Consider the following 18,188-nt stretch of genomic DNA (forward strand, 5'->3'; position numbering starts at 1 on the left):
GCGCTTTTGCATGAATATCGCTCATGTTGGTACGGACGTCATAATGTAGAATCGCGGCGTTTTTTTATAAAATCGGGATCAGCAGCATGTCTTACCGCGTCATGGGTTTTGTGTTGCTGTTTCTCAGCTGGGGCGCCGTGGCGCAAGAGCCAGCGGCTGCACCTGCCATTTCCCCATCTATTTCCTACACCCGCGACATCCAGCCAATCTTCACCGAGAAGTGCGTGGCCTGCCATGCGTGCTACGACTCCGCCTGCCAGCTCAATCTTGGCAGTGGCGAAGGCGCGGCCCGTGGCGCGAGCAAAATGCCGGTGTATGACGGCGAGCGCACTAAAGCGGCGCCGACCACGCGATTGTTTTACGACGCCTTCGGCAAACGTGCCTGGCAGCAGAAAGACTTCTATTCGGTACTCGATGCGCAGGGCAGCCAAGCGGCGCTGATGGCGCGTATGCTCGAGCTGGGGCACAAGACGCCGCTGACGCCTAACGCCAAGTTGCCCGAAGACATTGTTCTGGGGTTAAACCGCGCAAATCAATGCGCAATGCCTGCCGAATTTGAAGGCTACGCCGGTGCTCACCCGAAAGAGGGCATGCCGCTGGCGGTCACTGGCCTGACCGATCAGCAATACCAGACGTTGCAGCGTTGGCTCGCCTCCGGTGCGCCGATCGACGAACAAGGCCTGGCACCGAGCGCCAAGGAATCCCTGCAAATCGTTCAGTGGGAAAACCTCCTCAACGCTCCCGGCGCCCGCGAAAGCCTGGTCGGCCGTTGGCTCTACGAACATTTGTTCCTCGCGCACCTTTATTTCAAGGACGGCGAGCCGGGGCATTTCTTCCAGTGGGTGCGTTCGCGCACGCCGACCGGCCAGCCGATCGATCTGATCGCCACCCGTCGCCCGAACGACGATCCGGGCACACAGGTGTATTACCGCTTGTGGCCGGTGCAAGGGGTGATCGTGCACAAAACCCACATCACCTACCCGCTGAGCGCGGCGAAAATGGCGCGGGTGAAAAGCCTGTTTTACAGCGGCAACTGGCAGGTCAACGCCTTGCCGGGTTATGGGCCGAACAGCCGTGCCAATCCATTCGCTACGTTCGAAGCGATTCCGGCACAGGCGCGTTATCAGTTCATGCTCGATAACGCTGAGTATTTTGTCCGCACCTTTATTCGCGGCCCGGTGTGCCGTGGGCAGATCGCGACGGACGTGATCCGCGACAACTTCTGGGCGCTGTTCCAGGCCCCGGAGCACGACCTGTACATCACCGACCCGAATTATCGCGGCCAGGCCACGCCGTTGCTGGCGATGCCCGGGCAGAACGACGACGTCGGCAGCGTGCTGACCCTGTGGCACAACTACCGCGACAAACGGAATGAATACGAGGCCCTGCGCCGCGACAGCTATGCCGAAGTCCCTGCGCCGAGCTGGTCGACGCTGTGGGCCGGCAACGACAACGCGCTGCTGAGTATCTTCCGCCACTTCGACAGTGCTTCGGTGACCAAAGGCCTGATCGGCGAAGTGCCGCAAACCATGTGGTTGTTCGACTATCCGCTGCTGGAGCGCACCTATTACCAGTTGGCGGTCAACTTCGACGTGTTCGGCAACGTCTCTCATCAGGCGCAAACCCGTCTGTATTTCGACCTGATACGCAACGGCGCCGAGCAGAATTTCCTGCGTCTGATGCCTGCTGATTCGCGCGAGGACTACCTCGATGATTGGTACCAGAGCAGCGGTCAGTTCAAGATGTGGCTGGATTACGAGTCGATCGACGACGACAAACCGACCGCGCTGAAACTCAACGAAAAAGATCCGAAATACGATTTCGCCATGCAATTGCTGGCGCGGTATGGCGATCTGAATGCGCGACCTGATCCGATCAACCGTTGCGACAATGCTTACTGTTCACGGCCGAATATCGACCCGGCGCTGCAAAATGCCGAACAGGCGCTGAGTCGCCTGACCTCGCGGCCGGCCGCCGGTTTGAAGGTAATTGACCAGTTGCCGGAAGCGACCATGCTGCGCATTGAAACGGCCAGCGGCAAACGCGAGGTTTACAGCCTGCTGCGCAACCGTGCGCATAGCAATGTGGCGTTCCTCACCGGGGAATCGCTGCGTTATCAGCCGGGGCTGGACACGTTGACCATTTATCCCGGCGTACTCAGCAGCTATCCGAATTTCATCTTCAACATCCCGGCCGATCAGGTGCCGGCGTTTGTCGATGCCATGGACAGTGCCAGGGATCAGGCGCAATTTGAGAAAATCGTCGAGCGCTGGGGGATTCGTCGCAGCCATCCGCAGTTCTGGTTCTATTTCCATGATCTGAGCCGCTACATCCACGAAACCGACCCGGTGGAAGAGGGCGTGCTCGATATGAACCGGTACGAGAATTTTTGATCTTTTGAGGCCCGCCCGCTGTCCCACCCATAAGCAACACCACAAAATTCCTCTGTAGGAGCTGCGGAACGCTGCGATCTTTTGATCTTGAGAATCAAAATCAAAAGATCGCAGCGTGCCGCAGCTCCTACATGAGTTCAGCGCCATATCGAAGTGTTCGGATGACGTTGGGGTGGTGGTGGATTTGAGGGCGTGGACGGGAGCGGGTGATGTTGATTTCAGTGCAAGCCCTGCGTGCGCTGGCTGCGTGGACGGTGGTCTGCCACCATTTCATGCAGATTTTCTTCGACTTCGAAGCGCGCGGGCCGATTGGGCAATGGTTCATCGACAAAGGCGCGGTGGGCGTCGATGTGTTCTTTGTCATCAGTGGTCTGGTGATCTTCCTTTCCACCGAAAATAAGCCGCTGCCCCCCGCGCGGTTTCTGCTCTATCGCCTGTTTCGCATCGTCCCCGCGTATTGGCTGTACACGGCGCTAATGGCGCTATTGGTGGTGTTCGCCCAGCCATTGCTGCCCGATCAAACCGTGGATTGGGGGCATTTTCTGCTGTCGTTGCTGTTCATCCCGACTGAAAATCCCGGCGGCTACGGAATCTACCCGACGCTCAACGTCGGCTGGACGCTGAATTACGAAATGCTCTTCTACGTGCTGTTTGCCTGGGCGCTGCTGTTTCGCTTGCAAGTGCGTCTGCTGGTGGTCGCCGCGCTGCTGTTTGCGGTGAGTCAGGCGTGGACGGGGTTTGGCTGGATCAGCGAGTTTTACCGCTCGGACATCGTTTACGAGTTTCTGCTGGGGATTGGCATCGGCATGCTCCATCGTCGCGGCTGGATCGGCGCCGGTTTATGGCTGCCGCTGGCCGGGATTGTCGCGGCGTTGCTGGCGATTTATCACTTGGCGCCGGCGCCACGGCTGCTCAATTGGGGTGTGCCGAGTGCGGTGCTGGTGATGTCGTGCATGGCGCTGGAGCGTTATGTCGAGCGCAGCCGCTTGCTGAAATTGCTCGGTGACTGCTCGTATTCGGTGTACCTGATGCATGTGCTGGTGCTCTCGGCGGGCGGTTTCATTGCGCGTCGCTATGGGATCAACCCGTATCTGATGTTCGTCGTCTGTGCGCTGGCGATCGGCGTTGGTTCGTGGCTGAGCTACGAATGGGTGGAAAAACGCAGTTACCGTTGGCTCAAGGCGCGGGTCGATGGCGAGCCTGACGAGAATCTTTCCCGACAAAAATACTAGGACTTTGTCCGGCGCAACGATTGGCGTAAACTGCGCCCAAGCCTGCGAGGAGTTTCCATGACCGCTATTACCATTACCGACGCCGCCCACGATTACCTGGCTGATCTGCTCTCCAAGCAGAACACCCCGGGCATCGGCATCCGCGTCTTCATCACCCAGCCTGGCACCCAGTACGCCGAAACCTGCATTGCCTACTGCAAGCCGGGCGAAGAAAAACCTGAAGACACCGCGCTGGGGCTGAAAAGCTTCACCGCGTATATCGATCACTTCAGCGAAGCGTTTCTCGATGACGCCGTTGTCGACTACGCCACCGACCGTATGGGCGGCCAGCTGACCATCAAGGCGCCAAACGCCAAAGTGCCGATGGTCAACGCCGACAGCCCGGTCAACGAGCGCATCAACTACTACCTGCAAACCGAAATCAACCCGGGGCTCGCTAGCCACGGCGGCCAGGTCAGCCTGATCGATGTGGTTGAAGACGGCATCGCCGTTCTGCAATTCGGCGGCGGCTGCCAAGGCTGCGGCCAGGCGGACGTAACGTTGAAGGAAGGCATTGAGCGCACTTTGCTTGAGCGCATTCCGGAGCTGAAGGGCGTACGCGACGTGACTGACCACACGCAGAAAGAAAACGCCTACTACTGAGTAAGGTGTTCGCTGCGAAGCTGTCATAAACCAGGCAATGCATGTTCCCGTGATGAATGCATTTGTCTGGTGCCACAAGATCAAAAGATCGCAGCCTTCGGCAGCTCCTACATTGGAATGTGTTTCCCTGTAGGAGCTGCCGAAGGCTGCGATCTTTTGCTTTCAGGGCCTGTAAAGGTGTGCATGCCCCGCGCGATACAACGATGACTCGCTAAACACCTCACTCCCCAACACCCGACCCACCAGAATCAAAGCCGTACGCCGAAACCCTTTCGCTTCAACCTTCTCGGCAATGTCCGCCAGCGTCCCCACCACCCAATCCTGATCCGGCCACGTCGCCCGGTGAATCACCGCAATCGGGCAATCCGCGCCGTAATGCGGCAGCAACTCCAGCAGAATCTTCGGCAAATGATTAACGCCCAGATGAATCGCCATGGTCGCACCGTGCTGCGCCAGACTGCCCAGCTCCTCACCCACCGGCATCGCGGTTTTATCGGCATAGCGGGTCAGAATCACGCTTTGCGAGACATCCGGCAGGGTCAGTTCCGCCCCCAGCAACGCCGCACACGCCGCCGTCGCCGTCACGCCGGGAACGATCTCAAACGGAATATTCAGCTCGCGCAGATAACGAATCTGCTCACCAATCGCGCCATACAGACTGGGATCGCCGGAATGCACCCGCGCCACATCCTGACCGTTCGCGTGCGCGGTTTTGATCAGTTCGATGATCTGTTCCAGATGCAATTCGGCGCTGTTGACCACTGTTTCAGCCTGATGACCGTCCAGCACTGCCGCCGGTACCAGCGAGCCTGCATAAATGATCACCGGACAGCTGCGAATCAGCCGCTGGCCTTTGACTGTGATCAGTTCCGGGTCGCCGGGGCCGGCGCCGATGAAGTAGACGGTCATGGTTAAATCCTGTGAAAAAGGGGCACGGCCAACACTTCAGATGAAGATTGCTCATGATCGATGGCGGGGATTATCGGGAATTTACGCAGCGCCGGCCAATGCGAAGGTGGCCTGAGCGTATTTTTGTCGGGAAATCAGCAGCTTTGCCGGTGCCTGAATCAGCTGTTCGGCGAGGGCCAGCGCGGCACTTTCGGCGACGCCGTAGCAACCGGTGCGCTCGTAAGCAATCTCGGAACGGTGGCTGAGGCGTTCCTGATAACTGGCCAGTTCTTCGCTGCTGAAGTACAGCAGCGGCAGCGCCAGTTGCGCGGCGAGCTCTTGCAAACCGGGCTCGTCGCGCTTCAGGTCGATACTGGCCAAGGCCTTGATCGCCTGCAACTCAATGCGATGCGCCTGTAACGCCTGATCAAGTAACGCGCGCAGCGTGCTGACGGGGCAGCCGCGCTGGCAACCCAGGCCGACCACGAAGGTCGGCGCTGCGCTGTCATTCGTCATGCGTGGTATTGGCCATCGCTTTTGCGGCGGAACAACCAGGCGCTGATCAGGCCAAGGGCCAGCCAGAACGCGACGTTGGTCAGCTGCGAAGCGATTTTGAACTGCGCTTCCAATGCTTCAGGAGCGAGCATCGAATGCACTTCCGGCTGCGGCGCGCCGATCACGTGCGGCACGGCGAGGATCGCCACACCGAGAACTTTCATCAGCCAGTGACGGCTGAACGCGATCAACGACAGGCCGACAGCGGTCGACGCGGCCGTGCCAATCCACCACATCTGTCGCGAAGCCAGATCAGCTGCGGCGGTGCCCGGCAGTTCTGGTGGCAGACCCAAAGTCGGCGCGAGGACGAACGTGGCGTAACCGGCCAGACCCCAGAGCAGGCCTTGCGAAGTTTTGGTGGGCGCACGGAGGGTGTAGAGACCGGCGAGCATCAGGGCGAAACCGACGGCGACCACCAGATTGCCGCCAGTGGTCGAAACCACGCGCTGCCAGCCGGGCTCCGGCTCCCAGGCTTCGGCGTCGTGGGTGTGGCCGGCCATGGCGCCTTCGGCGTGTTCATGCACGGCGACGGGTTCGGATTTTTCGAAAGTTTCCGCTTGAAGAATCAGCGGCGAGACCCAGAAGCTTTGCAGCAGGGTGAGGAGCAGGGCGGCCAAAAGCCCGGTAAAACCTGCAGTTTGCGCAATACGCTTGATCATGTCGGCAGGTCTCAGTGGCACGGGAACGCGGCGCTGTGGCGGGTATCGTGAGCGGCGTTGTGTACCGCTTCGATGTGCGAGAAACCGGCGAAGTAGACCAGGCCGGCGCCAAGGATCGACGCGAAGATCGCGGCGGTCAGGCGTTGGCTCAGTGTGGCGGTGCTGGCGATTTTGTCCGTGTTGCTGCCGGTGCTGCTGATGATCGACATGGCGCTTCCCTCTGGAGTGTCAGTGGGTGATTTGAGCGCATGAAAACCCCTGCGGGTCGGGCTCGCAGAGGTTCGAACAGCGCCCGCCCACCGCGGGTTTGTTATGTTCAGCTGCGCACGAGGTGCGCGCTGTGTGTTAAGGGCCGGTCTCCGGGCTCACGAGGGGTTGGCGTCAGGCCGACCTGCAAGCGTCTCCTTCCCATGCTTTTGGGCACAGTGGTTTTGACGCTTCGCTCGCTTACCGTTGCGGGGGCAGCACCGGACTGACATGGCTTGAGTAAAGCACATGATTCACCGGTTTCCCGTTTCACCCTGTGAAGGGCACCCGTAACAAGTTGTGTAGGAGAGCATGGGGTTGGGTTTTTAGTCAATTTTTTGGGGTGGATCCGTTGCTGCGGGTGTGGCTGGTTAGGGTTCCGCCCTTACGGCGGGTCACTTTTGCAGACGCCCAAAAGTAACCAAAACGCTTTGCCCTGACGTTCGGCCCACGCTAAGGCTCGGGTTCCTTCGCTGCGGGATTGATCCGGGGGGCAGCGCCTACGGTTTGCTTCGCTGCACCTCCTCTCGCTGTGTTTGGCTGCGCCAAACGGTCGCTGCGCTCCCACCCCCGGATCAATCCCTCCGCTCAGCCTGCCGACGGGCTCCGAGATCAAGATCAAAAGCAGGCGAGCTGACACTCGGCCTATTGAGTGGTGAGGAGCGTGGGTTTTCCGCTTTTGATTTTCGTAGGAGCAAAGCTTGCTCGCGATGACAACATACTTTCCGATGCGACCACCTGTAGGAGCTGCCGAAGGCTGCGATCTTTTGACTTTGTCTTTTAAGAGCAAGATCAAATGATCGCAGCCTGCGGCAGCTCCTACATGAGTTATCGGCTGTGCTTTTGTTCGCTGGCGAAAGCAGGCTGGCAGCCAACCCATCTTTCGAAGCAAACCCCTGTAGGAGCTGCCGAAGGCTGCGATCTTTTGATCTGCTTTGGCTTTTGATCCGGCTTTTGATTTTCAGCCCCTTCGGCAGGCCGAGTGTAGGTGTCCATCCGGGGATCAGGCGCGCAGCGCCGTGCGGCGTAGCCGCACACATCGAGAGGAGGTGCAGCGAAGCAAACCGTAGGCGATGTCCCCGGATGGACACCGTAGCGAGGGAACACTGAGCCTCAGCGAAGTGCCGTACGCCGGGGCCAAGCCTTTTCGGTTACCTTTTCGGCGTTTGGAAAAGGTGACTCGCTGTAAGAGCGAAACCGCCAGTAGCAGCAACCGCAGCAACGGATATGCTCACATAACCAAAACCCAACCCCATTGACCGGTCACCACCCGATGCGTAGCCTTGCGCATTCGAGGTTCTTCGGCCCACGCCGAAGCTAAGAAGGGAACGCGGTCAATGCCGCGGCTGCCCCCGCAACTGTGAACGGCGCTGTTCGCTGCCACGCCACTGCCAGCTCAACCCATGAGCCAGCGGGAAGGCGCAGCCAACGCCAGGCCCCGCGCCTGAACGCCGTCAGCCAGGAGACCTGCCTCGTCACAGATTCTCAATTTCAACCGGGCGGGGTGATCCGGTGGCGAACTCTCCGGGCACGCACACGCGTTGCCGGTTCTCGTCCCGTATGCCCGCCGCTTGCCAAAGGGCATACCGATGAAAACACTGGCCAAACTCCCCGTCACCATCGTCACCGGCTTCCTCGGCTCGGGCAAAACCACGCTGCTGCGGCACATGCTCGACAACGCTCAGGGCCGTCGCATCGCGGTGATCGTCAACGAGTTTGGCGAGTTGGGCATCGACGGTGAAATCCTCAAGCAATGCACCATTGGCTGCAGCGAAGAAGAAGCGGTTGGCCGCGTTTACGAACTGGCCAACGGCTGCCTGTGCTGCACCGTTCAGGAAGAATTCTTCCCGGTGATGCGCGAACTGGTCGCGCGTCGCGGCGATCTCGACCACATCCTCATCGAAACCTCGGGCCTGGCCCTGCCGAAACCATTGGTGCAAGCCTTCCAGTGGCCGGAAATCCGCAGCGCCTGCACCGTTGATGCGGTGATCACCGTGGTCGACAGCCCGGCCGTAGCCGCCGGCACCTTCGCCGCGTTTCCGGATCAGGTCGATGCGCAGCGTAAACTCGACCCGAACCTCGATCACGAATCGCCACTGCACGAGCTGTTCGCCGACCAACTGGCCAGCGCCGACCTGGTGATCCTCAACAAGGCCGACCAGACCAGCCCGGAAGACCTCGCTCGCGTTCGCGCTGAAGTCGCCGAAGAATTGCCGCCCGCCGTCAAAATCATCGAAGCCAGCAACGGTCGTGTGCCGCTCGACGTGTTGATCGGTCTCGGCGCCAGTTCCGAAGAGCACATCGACAGCCGCCACAGCCATCACGATCACCACCACGGTGAAGGCGATGACGACCACGATGACCACGATCACGACGCTTTCGATTCGATCTCCATCGAACTGCCGCAAGCCGACGAAAGTCTGCTGCTCGACGCCCTGACGCAACTGGTGGTCAAGCACGGCATCCTCCGTGTCAAAGGTTTCGCCGCCATCCCGAACAAGCCAATGCGTTTGCTGATCCAAGGCGTGGGCACGCGTTTCGACAAGCATTTCGACCGTCAGTGGGGCGCCGATGAAGCGCGCGTCACGCGTCTGGTGTTGATCGGTCAGGAACTCGACGCGGCGCAACTCGAAGCGCAACTGCGCGCCGCGCTCAGCGTTTAAACCATGCACCTGCTCAGGACTCAGCCCGGCGGTTTCGTCTCGGATGACAACATTGCCGACCTTGGCCAAACCCCCGCCGAGCTGGTGATCCTGTGCAGCGGCGACTCCAGTCTGGCGCTGCTCGCCGAAGCGGCGCAGCAGTTGCCCGAGGATTATCCGAGCCTGCGGCTGGCCAATCCGATGCAGGTACAGAATCACGCTTCGGTCGATTTGTACGTCGATGAAGTGCTGCGCCACGCCAAGGTGATTTTGATTTCGCTGCACGGCGGCATCGCCTATTGGCGGTATGGCGTCGAGCGTCTGGTCGAGTTGGCCGAACGCGGCGTGCAGGTGATTCTGGTGCCGGGCGATGACCGGCCTGATCCGGAGCTCAGCGACTTGAGCACCGTCAACGCCGAGGATCGCGACCGCCTCTGGCAGTTCTTGCGTCAGGGCGGTCTGAGCAATGCACTGGATTTCTTTCGTTGCATGGCCAACCGTTGGCTGGCCCGCGATTACGCATGGGATGAGCCGCAAACCCTGCCACGCACGGCGATTTACCACCCGACTAAAAACACCGCTGCACTGAGTGACTGGCAAGCCGAATGGCTGGCTGAGCAACCGGTCGCGGCAGTGCTGTTTTACCGCTCGCATTTGCAAGCGGCGAACACCGCGTTCATCGATGTTTTTTGCCAGCGCTTGCAGGCGGCGGGGCTTAATCCGCTGCCGATTGCGGTGGCCAGTTTGAAAGAGCCCGGCTGCCTGGCAGTGGTCGAGGATTGGCTGGACGAGGTCGAGGCGGGGGTGATTTTGAACACCACCGGTTTCGCCCAGTCCAGCCCCGAAGCGCCGCACCTGCGGCCGTTTCGCCGCAACATTCCGGTGATTCAGGCGATCTGCGCGCAGGACAACGAGCCCGGCTGGCGCGACAGCGAGCAGGGCCTCGGCCCGCGTGATCTGGCGATGCACATTGCCTTGCCGGAACTCGACGGGCGCATCATCAGCCGGCCGATCAGCTTCAAGGATCTGGCGTGGCGCAGCGAGCGCAGTCAGTCCGATGTGGTCTGCTATCGCGCGCAGCCTGAGCGCATGGATTTTGTCGCCGAACTGGCGCGGCGCTGGATCGATCTGGCGCGGGTGCCGAACGCTGAAAAACGCATCGCGTTGATTCTCGCCAACTACCCGACCCGCGATGGGCGCATCGGCAATGGCGTCGGCCTCGACACCCCTGCAGCGGCGCTGAATATTCTTCGCGCGTTGCAAGCCGAGGGCTATCCGATCACGGCAGAGTTGCCGGGCAGCGGCACCGAGTTGATCCAGCAATTGCTCGGTGGCGTCAGCAACGATCTCGACACCATTGACCTGCGTCCGTGCCAGCAAAGCCTGGCGATGGACGCTTATTTAGCGATGTTCAATGCGCTGCCGGAGGCCAATCGCGCTGCGGTGGCCGAGCGCTGGGGATCGCCGCAAAACGATCCGATGTGCCGTGACGGCCGCATGATGATCGCCGGTCTGCGCTTCGGCCTCACCTTCGTCGGCATTCAGCCGGCGCGCGGTTATCAGGTTGATCCGAGCGCGGTTTATCACGACCCGGATCTGGTGCCGCCGCACGGTTATCTGGCGTTCTATTTCTGGCTGCGCAACACCTACGGCGCCCACGGCGTGATTCACGTCGGCAAGCACGGCAACCTCGAATGGCTGCCGGGCAAAGGCGTCGGCCTCTCGGAGAATTGCTGGCCGGACGCGCTGCTCGGGCCGCTGCCGAATATCTATCCGTTTATCGTCAACGATCCGGGCGAGGGCGCCCAGGCCAAACGGCGCACGCAAGCGGTGATCATCGACCACTTGATGCCGCCGCTGACCCGCGCCGAAACCTACGGGCCGCTGCGCAACCTGGAACTGTTGGCCGACGAGTATTACGAGGCGCAACTGCTCGATCCGCGCCGCGCCCGAGAGTTGCAGCGCGACATTCTGCAACTGGTGCGCGACACGCAGATTGATCGTGAATTGCAGCTGGATGCCGGGCTGGACAGCGACGCCGATGCGGCGATCTGGCTGCCGCGTCTGGACACGTATTTGTGTGATCTGAAGGAATCGCAGATTCGCGATGGCTTGCATATTTTCGGCGAGTCGCCGACGGGGCGCTTGCGCATTGATACATTGTTAGCGCTTCTGCGTATTCCACGAGGCGATGGCAAAGGCGCGCAATCGAGTCTATTGCGAGCACTCGCCAAGGCATTCGAACTGGGTTTCGATCCACTCGATTGTGCGTTGGCCGAGCCATGGACAGGCCCACGTCCTGATGCGCTGCAATCACAAAGCGACGAATCCTGGCGCACCGCCGGCGACACCCGCGAACGCCTGGAAATCTTCGCCACAACCCTAATCTCCGAAACACTACAAACCCCCTGTAGGAGTGAGCCTGCTCGCGATAGCGGAGTGTCAGCCAACATTGATTTTACTGACACACCGCTATCGCGAGCAGGCTCACTCCTACAGGAACCGCGTTGGGCGGAGGTCTGCGCAATCATTGAGAATCTGCGCGAAGTCGTCGCCCCACGCCTCGACGCCTGCGGCCCCGCCGAAATGCGTGGCCTGCTCGACGCCCTCAGCGGCCGCTTCGTGCCCGCCGGCCCCAGCGGCGCACCCAGCCGTGGCCGCCTCGACGTCCTGCCCACCGGGCGCAATTTCTACTCGGTCGACGTACGCAACCTGCCGACCACCACCGCGTGGCGCATCGGGTTTCAGTCGGCCACGTTGATCCTCGAACGCCACCTGCAAGACCACGGCGATCACTTGCGCCAGCTCGGCCTCTCCGTGTGGGGCACCGCGACCATGCGCACCGGCGGTGACGACATCGCTCAGGCCATGGCGCTGATGGGCGTGCGTCCGGTGTGGGCGACGGGCAGTCAGCGTGTCGACGATTTCGAAATTCTGCCGCTGAGCCTGCTCGACCGCCCGCGTGTCGACGTCACGCTGCGCGTCTCCGGATTCTTCCGCGATGCCTTCGCCAACCTGATTCGCCTGTTCGACGCCGCCGTGCAAGCCGTTGCCGCGCTGGATGAGCCGGACGACCTCAACCCATTGGCCGCGAAAGTCCGCGCCGAACGCGAGGCGCTGCTGCAATCGGGCGTCGACGAAGACACCGCAAGACGTCAGGCCGGTTGGCGGATTTTCGGCGCCAAACCCGGTGCCTACGGTGCGGGCGTGCAGGGCGCCATCGACGGTCGTTTGTGGCAGAGCCGCGACGATCTCGCCGAGGTTTATCTGAACTGGGGCGCCTACGCTTACGGCGGTTCTGACGAAGGCACTGCCGCCCGCGAACAATTCGTCCAGCGCCTGAGCCAGGTGCAAGCAGTGCTGCAGAATCAGGACAATCGCGAGCACGACTTGCTCGATTCCAACGACTATTACCAATTCCAGGGCGGCATGCTCGCCGCCGTTGAAACGTTGCGCGGCGAAGCGGCGGCCAGTTATCACGGCGATCACAGCCAGCCGGATCTGCCGAAGATCCGTACGTTGAAGGAAGAGCTGAACCGGGTGATTCGCTCGCGGGCGGCCAATCCGAAATGGATCGACGGGGTCAAGCGTCACGGCTACAAAGGCGCGTTTGAAATGGCGGCGACGGTCGACAATCTGTTCGCGTTTGATGCGACGACGCAGTTGATCGATGATCACCAGTACGCCTTGCTGGCGGATGCGTATTTGCTCGATCCAGCGACGCGGGATTTTGTCCGCGAGCATAATCCGCATGCGCTGCGTGATATGACTGAACGGATGCTAGAGGCGCAGCAGCGCGGGATGTGGCAGGAGCCGGGGGCTTATAAAGAAGCGCTGGAGAATCTTCTGTTGGACATAGAAGAAAATATCTAGTGCGATTCCTTGTAGGAGTGAGCCTGCTCGCGATAGCAGTGTGTCAGTTAACTCGTTGTAGGCTGACACACCGCCATCGCGAGCAGGCTCACTCCCACAATTAAAAGCATTTCACCGACCATGACCGAGTAATGATGATGACCGACACCCCGCATTTCCCCCTCTCCGCCGTGGTCGGCGCCGATGACTTGAAACTCGCCCTGTGCCTCACCGCCATTGACCCGAAAATCGGCGGCGTGCTCATCGAAGGCCCGCGCGGCATGGCCAAATCGACCCTGGCCCGTGGCCTCGCCGATCTGCTCGCGAGCGGTCAGTTTGTCACCTTGCCGCTGGGCGCCACCGAGGAACGCCTGGTCGGCACCCTCGACCTCGACGCGGCCCTCAGCGATGGCCGCGCGCAATTTTCTCCCGGCGTTTTGGCCAAGGCCGACGGCGGTGTGCTTTACGTCGATGAGGTCAATCTGCTGCCCGATCACCTCGTCGATCTGCTCCTCGACGTCGCCGCCAGCGGCACCAACCTGATCGAGCGCGACGGCATTTCCCATCGCCACTCGGCGCGGTTTGTGCTGATTGGCACGATGAACCCGGAAGAGGGTGAGTTGCGTCCACAATTGCTCGACCGTTTCGGTTTGAACGTCGCCCTCAGCGGCCACACCGCGCCGACCGAGCGCGGGCAAATCATTCGACGTCGGCTGGATTTCGACAGCGATCCGCAAGGGTTTTGCGCGCAGTGGGAAACCCAGCAACAAGCCCTGCGCGAGCGTTGCGAGCATGCGCGAAGTGCATTGGCCAACATCCCGCTGGACGACGCCGCACTGGCGCAGATCACTGAGCGTTGCTTCGCTGCCGGCGTAGATGGATTGCGCGCGGATCTGGTGTGGCTGCGCGCCGCTCGGGCGCACGCGGCATGGCGCGGTGCAGAGGCAATCAGCGAAGCGGATATCGACGCCGTTGCTGAATTCGCACTGCGCCATCGCCGTCGTGAGCAGTCCGTGTCGAGTCCGCAACAACCACCGCAATCGCCGAGCAACGCTCAATCCGAACCAAGCGAAGGGCAGGGGCAGTGGGGCGACATGCCGGCGCCGGCCCTCGCCACCGGTGCTCGCCGCGAAGTGCCGAGCTGGCCAAAAAAGCCCTAGGCATTCGCCCCCGATCCGACGCGGGGGCGAATGCCAGACCACGCGCTGGTCGGCTGGACAACGGACGCCAAGGCAAACGCCACGCCGCTCGCAGCGGTTCGGTGAACTGGCCGGCGACGCTGCTCAACGGCCGCCCGCAAACCCGTGCCGATTTGCTCTTTCAACTGCGCACCCGCACGGCGCATGAGCTGTGGCTGGTGATCGTCGATGCCTCGGCGTCTACCCGCCGACATCAGGCCTTGAGCGATGCCAAAGGTCTGCTCGCGCAACTGTTCGATGACGCTTACCGCCAACGCGCGCGGTTGGCGTTGCTGACGGCCAGTGGCTCGGCGCCGAAGTGGCAGGTGCAGGGGTTGAAAGCGTCCAGTGGCTTGCGCGTTTGGCTTGATGCTTTGGGCGCCGGCGGTGGCACGCCGTTGGTGGCAGCGTTGGCACAGGCGCAGCAATGGCTGGTGGTGCGGCGCAAGCGTTTTCCGGCCGAGCAGCAGCGCTTGCTGGTGGTGACGGATGGGCGGTTGAAGGCGTGGACGGGATTACCGGCGCTGGCGTGTCCGGGGCTGTTGATCGATATCGAGCGTGGGCCGATTCGATTGGGGCGGGCGCGGGAATTGGCGGCGGGGCTGGCGGCTGAGTATCGGCATATTGATGAGCTGCTGTCGGTCTGACATTTGCGTTGTCTGATCGGGCCTCTTCGCGAGCAAGCTCGGCTCCTACAGGTTTTGCGGCGGCCTGGCTTTTTGTAGGAGCAAGGCTTGCCCGCGATTGCAGCACCTCAATCTCCAGCATCCACAAATAAAAATGCCAGTCAGCAAAAACTGACTGGCATTCGCTTCAATCGCGCAGAAAAATCAACGACGACCGAGCAGCAACCCCACCACCAGACCAAAACCGGCCGAGATGGCCACGGTCTGCCATGGATGGCCGCCGATGTAGCTTTCGGTGGCGTCTACCGCTGGCTTGGTGCGGTCGCGCACGCTCGACACCGATTCCAGTGCCTGCTGCAATTTCTGGGCGATTTGCCCGCGCAGGGTTTCCGCTTCCTCGCCAACCAGTGAAGCGCTGTTCTTCAGCAGTTTGTCGGATTCTTCGATCAACGCCTGAAGCTCACTGAAGGCTTGATCCTTGATTTGATCCTGGGCGGCTTGCACGGCGGATTTCCGGGCCATTGGGTGACTCCTTGCAGTTGAATGGACGTGATCAATGGAGTGCGACGGTGCGCGAAAAGTTGCACTGAATGTAGATCAACAGGCAAAACCTGCGCAGGAGATTTCCGCCGAGCGTGTAAGATGTCGCCATTTTACGCAGCAGGATAAATCCCCATGAGTTTCAATCTGGCCGACAAATCCCTCGCTGAGCGCGCGGCGCTCGAGGACGAGAAATCCCGTCTGTTCGAACTCTGGCAGAACAATCTGGGCAAAGCCAAAGGCGAAGCCGCGCGTTTGTTCGGCGAGCGCGGCAAGCGCAAAGGCAAATGGGCGGAATGGGTACGCTCGGAACTGGACACGATGTCGCCGCCGGAATTCGCCAACATGGTGCGCAGTGAAGTCAATCGCCTGATGGCGGCGAACAAGTAACGCCTTTGCCCGGTGTGAACGTGGCGGCAATCGCCTCGCGAACCTTCACCACCACTGGATCGATCTGTGTGCTGGTGCGCCAGCCGAGTTCGATCGGATAGCGCGGCAACGGCAGCGGGCAGGGCAGCAACGTCAGCCCGCTGATCGCCGCGATACTCTCGGCAGCGTGCGTCGGGATGGTCGCCACTGCCTGGCTGCCCTTGAGCAGATAAGGCAGCGCGGCAAAATGCGTGGTCGAGGCGCAGACCCGACGACTCAAACCCAGCGCCGCCAACCCCTCATCGGTAATCCCGATAAATCCCCCGGACGACACCAGCAAGTGCTCGCGCGCTACAAATTCTTGTAGGTCGATCTGCTGCTGACCGGGCGCCAGGCTCGCGGGATCGACCAGGCACGCGTAACCGCCTTCGCCCAGCACCTGACGACTGAGCAGTCGCTCGGCAAAACCGCCGGCGGTGATCGCCAGATCGATGCTGCGCTCCATCAGATCGCGGGCGACGATCTGGCTGTGGGTCTGGCGGAAGATCAGGCGCAACTTCGGCGCGCTGCGGGCAATTTCCTCGATCAGGCGCCGGCCGTAAGCGATCTCGAAATCATCCGACAGACCCACCGTCACCGAGCGCCCCTCGTACTCCTGCGTGGTCGGGTCGACCATCGCCAGACTCTGCCGACATTTGTTCAGCGCCTCGCTGACCACCGGTTTCAACTGATTGGCCTTAAGCGTTGGCGCCAGACCGCGCCCGGTACGCACGAACAATTGATCGCCATACACATCGCGCAAACGCCGTAACGCTGCACTGACCGCCGATTGCGTCACGCCCAGACGCAGCGCGGCGCGGCTGGCGCTGGACTCTTCATGCAGGGCTTCGAAGACTTTCAGCAGATTGAGGTCGACGGTGGCGATATTCATAGGGCTCATATCATTCAGCAGTGAATCGGGCTTTATTCATGATCCCGTGCGGCCGGAGAATCAGCAACACCTGATCTTATGGAGTGAAGCGAGATGGCCAAATCAATTGTTGCTGCGCTGCAAATCGGCTCCTTGCCGGGTGGCAAAGGCGAAACCCTCGAACAGATTCTTAGTTATGAAGCGGCCATCGTTGAGTCCGGCGCGGCATTGGTGGTGATGCCGGAAGCGCTGCTCGGTGGTTATCCGAAAGGCGAGGGTTTTGGTACGCAATTGGGCTATCGCTTGCCGGAAGGGCGCGAAGCGTATGCGCGGTATTTTGCCAACGCCATCGATGTGCCGGGTGTCGAGACTGAAGCGCTGGCCGGTTTGTCGGCGCGCACCGGCGCCAATCTGGTGATCGGCGTGATTGAGCGCGCGGGTAGCACGTTGTATTGCACGGTGCTGTATATCGATCCGCACGAGGGTTTGGTCGGCAAGCACCGCAAACTGATGCCGACCGGTACTGAACGGCTGATCTGGGGCAAGGGCGATGGCTCGACGCTGCCGGTGCTCGACACGCAGGTGGGCAAGCTCGGCGCGGTGGTCTGCTGGGAAAACATGATGCCGCTGCTGCGCACCGCGATGTACGCCAAGGGCGTAGAAGTGTGGTGCGCGCCGACGGTGGATGAGCGTGAAATGTGGCAGGTCAGCATGCGCCACATTGCTCATGAAGGGCGCTGTTTTGTGGTCAGTGCGTGCCAGGTGCAGGCGTCGCCGCGCGAGTTGGGTGTGGACGTTGCCAACTGGCCCGCCGAGCGCCCATTGATTGCCGGCGGCAGCGTGATCATCGGGCCGATGGGCGACGTTCTGGCCGGGCCGTTGCGCAATGAAGCCGGGCTGATCAGCGCAGAAATCGACACGGATGATTTGATCCGCGCGCGTTACGACTACGATGTCGTCGGCCACTACGCCCGCCCGGACATCTTCGAACTCAGCGTCGACGAACGCGCCAAACCAGGCGTGCGGTTCACCCAATAACCCCAAACCACCGCGGACTTTGTAGGAGCCGAGCTTGCCCGCGAAAGCGGTGTGTCAGCCAGCATCACCGTCACTGACCCACCGCCTTCGCGAGCAAGCTCAGCTCCTACAATATTCAACGGTGCTCATACATCCAACAGACACACACACAATCCCTGTAGGAGCCGAGCTTGCTCGCGAAAGTGGTATGCCAGTCGACATCACCGTCGCTGACCCACCGCTTTCGCGAGCAAGCTCAGCTCCTACAATGTTCAGCGGTGCTCATACATCCAACAGACACACACAATCCCTGTAGGAGCCAAGCTTGCTCGCGAAAGCGGTATCCCAGCCAACAACCAACCCAACTGACACCCCAAAACTTATACCCCCACAGCCCAATCACGCACCGGATGGCCCAATCGCGCAGCCATTTCGCGAC

Annotated in this window: 15 protein-coding genes and 2 riboswitches; of the genes, 9 read left to right on the forward strand and 6 right to left on the reverse strand. The window is 61.0% G+C overall.

Translation table 11 applies throughout. The features are described 5' to 3' along the window. The first annotated feature begins 86 nt into the window (after nucleotides 1–86). The 3 genes from ACP3TY_RS10415 to nfuA all read left to right on the forward strand — a co-directional run bounded on the left by ACP3TY_RS10415 (nucleotide 87) and on the right by nfuA (nucleotide 4,267). The gene (locus tag ACP3TY_RS10415; RefSeq protein WP_426619898.1) at nucleotides 87–2,393 is read left to right on the forward strand and encodes a fatty acid cis/trans isomerase; all 2,307 of its coding nucleotides are present in this window, start codon (nucleotides 87–89) and stop codon (nucleotides 2,391–2,393) included. Between the two features lie 209 nt (nucleotides 2,394–2,602). After that, the gene (locus ACP3TY_RS10420) at nucleotides 2,603–3,625 is read left to right on the forward strand and encodes an acyltransferase family protein (RefSeq protein ID WP_159814775.1); all 1,023 of its coding nucleotides are present in this window, start codon (nucleotides 2,603–2,605) and stop codon (nucleotides 3,623–3,625) included. A 57-nt stretch (nucleotides 3,626–3,682) separates the two neighbouring features. Beyond that, nucleotides 3,683–4,267: a Fe-S biogenesis protein NfuA gene (nfuA, locus tag ACP3TY_RS10425; RefSeq protein WP_007912592.1), complete on the forward strand. Its 585-nt coding sequence runs from the start codon at nucleotides 3,683–3,685 to the stop codon at nucleotides 4,265–4,267. A gap of 162 nt (nucleotides 4,268–4,429) precedes the next feature. On the opposite strand, the gene cobM is transcribed toward nfuA, so the two are convergent. The 4 genes from cobM to ACP3TY_RS10445 all read right to left on the reverse strand — a co-directional run bounded on the left by cobM (nucleotide 4,430) and on the right by ACP3TY_RS10445 (nucleotide 6,578). After that, the gene (gene cobM, locus ACP3TY_RS10430) at nucleotides 4,430–5,176 is read right to left on the reverse strand and encodes a precorrin-4 C(11)-methyltransferase (protein WP_212544509.1); all 747 of its coding nucleotides are present in this window, start codon (nucleotides 5,174–5,176) and stop codon (nucleotides 4,430–4,432) included. A gap of 81 nt (nucleotides 5,177–5,257) precedes the next feature. After that, nucleotides 5,258–5,671 carry a cobalamin biosynthesis protein gene (locus ACP3TY_RS10435; RefSeq protein WP_053120837.1) on the reverse strand — a complete coding sequence of 138 codons (414 nt, stop codon included), beginning with the start codon at nucleotides 5,669–5,671 and terminating at the stop codon, nucleotides 5,258–5,260. Next, a complete protein-coding gene (locus ACP3TY_RS10440; RefSeq protein WP_159814778.1) occupies nucleotides 5,668–6,369 on the reverse strand; it encodes a CbtA family protein in 702 nt (233 codons plus the stop codon). The genes ACP3TY_RS10435 and ACP3TY_RS10440 overlap by 4 nt, the downstream gene beginning before the upstream one ends. Before the next feature lie 11 nt (nucleotides 6,370–6,380). Further along, nucleotides 6,381–6,578, reverse strand: a complete 198-nt coding sequence (locus tag ACP3TY_RS10445) for a CbtB domain-containing protein (protein ID WP_053120833.1) — start codon at nucleotides 6,576–6,578, stop codon at nucleotides 6,381–6,383. Nucleotides 6,579–6,702: 124 nt separating this feature from the next. Next, nucleotides 6,703–6,922: riboswitch (cobalamin riboswitch) on the reverse strand. A 970-nt stretch (nucleotides 6,923–7,892) separates the two neighbouring features. Further along, nucleotides 7,893–8,104: riboswitch (cobalamin riboswitch) on the forward strand. Nucleotides 8,105–8,204: 100 nt separating this feature from the next. On the opposite strand from ACP3TY_RS10445, the gene cobW reads away from it, so the two are divergent. The 4 genes from cobW (at nucleotide 8,205) to ACP3TY_RS10465 (ending at nucleotide 14,934) form a co-directional block, all read left to right on the forward strand. After that, on the forward strand, nucleotides 8,205–9,278 hold the full coding sequence (gene cobW / locus ACP3TY_RS10450) for a cobalamin biosynthesis protein CobW (protein WP_053120831.1): 1,074 nt from the start codon (nucleotides 8,205–8,207) through the stop codon (nucleotides 9,276–9,278). A gap of 3 nt (nucleotides 9,279–9,281) precedes the next feature. Continuing rightward, nucleotides 9,282–13,130, forward strand: a complete 3,849-nt coding sequence (gene cobN / locus ACP3TY_RS10455; protein WP_426619899.1) for a cobaltochelatase subunit CobN — start codon at nucleotides 9,282–9,284, stop codon at nucleotides 13,128–13,130. 137 nt (nucleotides 13,131–13,267) lie between these two features. Continuing rightward, complete coding sequence (locus tag ACP3TY_RS10460) at nucleotides 13,268–14,269, forward strand: ATP-binding protein (protein WP_426620454.1); 1,002 nt, start codon at nucleotides 13,268–13,270, stop codon at nucleotides 14,267–14,269. After that, on the forward strand, nucleotides 14,251–14,934 hold the full coding sequence (locus ACP3TY_RS10465) for a vWA domain-containing protein (protein WP_426620455.1): 684 nt from the start codon (nucleotides 14,251–14,253) through the stop codon (nucleotides 14,932–14,934). Before ACP3TY_RS10460 ends, ACP3TY_RS10465 begins: the two co-directional genes overlap by 19 nt. A gap of 183 nt (nucleotides 14,935–15,117) precedes the next feature. Here ACP3TY_RS10465 and ACP3TY_RS10470 read toward each other — a convergent pair whose 3' ends face one another. Beyond that, complete coding sequence (locus ACP3TY_RS10470) at nucleotides 15,118–15,435, reverse strand: DUF883 family protein (protein WP_008088645.1); 318 nt, start codon at nucleotides 15,433–15,435, stop codon at nucleotides 15,118–15,120. Nucleotides 15,436–15,588: 153 nt separating this feature from the next. Here ACP3TY_RS10470 and ACP3TY_RS10475 point away from each other — a divergent pair, with 153 nt between their 5' ends. Next, a complete protein-coding gene (locus ACP3TY_RS10475; protein ID WP_053120827.1) occupies nucleotides 15,589–15,843 on the forward strand; it encodes a hypothetical protein in 255 nt (84 codons plus the stop codon). Here the strand turns inward: ACP3TY_RS10475 and ACP3TY_RS10480 are convergent. After that, nucleotides 15,815–16,762, reverse strand: coding sequence for a LysR substrate-binding domain-containing protein (locus tag ACP3TY_RS10480; RefSeq protein WP_426619900.1), 948 nt, complete (start codon nucleotides 16,760–16,762; stop codon nucleotides 15,815–15,817). The two genes, ACP3TY_RS10475 and ACP3TY_RS10480, sit on opposite strands and share 29 nt — an antisense overlap. Before the next feature lie 84 nt (nucleotides 16,763–16,846). On the opposite strand from ACP3TY_RS10480, the gene ACP3TY_RS10485 reads away from it, so the two are divergent. After that, on the forward strand, nucleotides 16,847–17,770 hold the full coding sequence (locus ACP3TY_RS10485) for a carbon-nitrogen hydrolase family protein (protein ID WP_212544502.1): 924 nt from the start codon (nucleotides 16,847–16,849) through the stop codon (nucleotides 17,768–17,770). Nucleotides 17,771–18,188: the final 418 nt, after the last annotated feature.

Source organism: Pseudomonas rustica (assembly GCF_049959085.1).
GTDB lineage: Bacteria > Pseudomonadota > Gammaproteobacteria > Pseudomonadales > Pseudomonadaceae > Aquipseudomonas > Aquipseudomonas rustica.

Coding starts and splice junctions, on each gene's coding strand:
- ACP3TY_RS10415 (WP_426619898.1), top strand. CDS start 87: ATGTCTTACCGCGTCATGGGTTTTGTGTTGCTGTTTCTCAGCTGGGGC.
- ACP3TY_RS10420 (WP_159814775.1), top strand. CDS start 2,603: ATGTTGATTTCAGTGCAAGCCCTGCGTGCGCTGGCTGCGTGGACGGTG.
- cobM (WP_212544509.1), bottom strand. CDS start 5,176: ATGACCGTCTACTTCATCGGCGCCGGCCCCGGCGACCCGGAACTGATC.
- ACP3TY_RS10460 (WP_426620454.1), top strand. CDS start 13,268: ATGACCGACACCCCGCATTTCCCCCTCTCCGCCGTGGTCGGCGCCGAT.
- ACP3TY_RS10470 (WP_008088645.1), bottom strand. CDS start 15,435: ATGGCCCGGAAATCCGCCGTGCAAGCCGCCCAGGATCAAATCAAGGAT.
- ACP3TY_RS10480 (WP_426619900.1), bottom strand. CDS start 16,762: ATGAGCCCTATGAATATCGCCACCGTCGACCTCAATCTGCTGAAAGTC.
- ACP3TY_RS10485 (WP_212544502.1), top strand. CDS start 16,847: ATGGCCAAATCAATTGTTGCTGCGCTGCAAATCGGCTCCTTGCCGGGT.
- ACP3TY_RS10445 (WP_053120833.1), bottom strand. CDS start 6,578: ATGTCGATCATCAGCAGCACCGGCAGCAACACGGACAAAATCGCCAGC.
- cobN (WP_426619899.1), top strand. CDS start 9,282: ATGCACCTGCTCAGGACTCAGCCCGGCGGTTTCGTCTCGGATGACAAC.
- ACP3TY_RS10435 (WP_053120837.1), bottom strand. CDS start 5,671: ATGACGAATGACAGCGCAGCGCCGACCTTCGTGGTCGGCCTGGGTTGC.
- cobW (WP_053120831.1), top strand. CDS start 8,205: ATGAAAACACTGGCCAAACTCCCCGTCACCATCGTCACCGGCTTCCTC.
- nfuA (WP_007912592.1), top strand. CDS start 3,683: ATGACCGCTATTACCATTACCGACGCCGCCCACGATTACCTGGCTGAT.
- ACP3TY_RS10440 (WP_159814778.1), bottom strand. CDS start 6,369: ATGATCAAGCGTATTGCGCAAACTGCAGGTTTTACCGGGCTTTTGGCC.
- ACP3TY_RS10475 (WP_053120827.1), top strand. CDS start 15,589: ATGAGTTTCAATCTGGCCGACAAATCCCTCGCTGAGCGCGCGGCGCTC.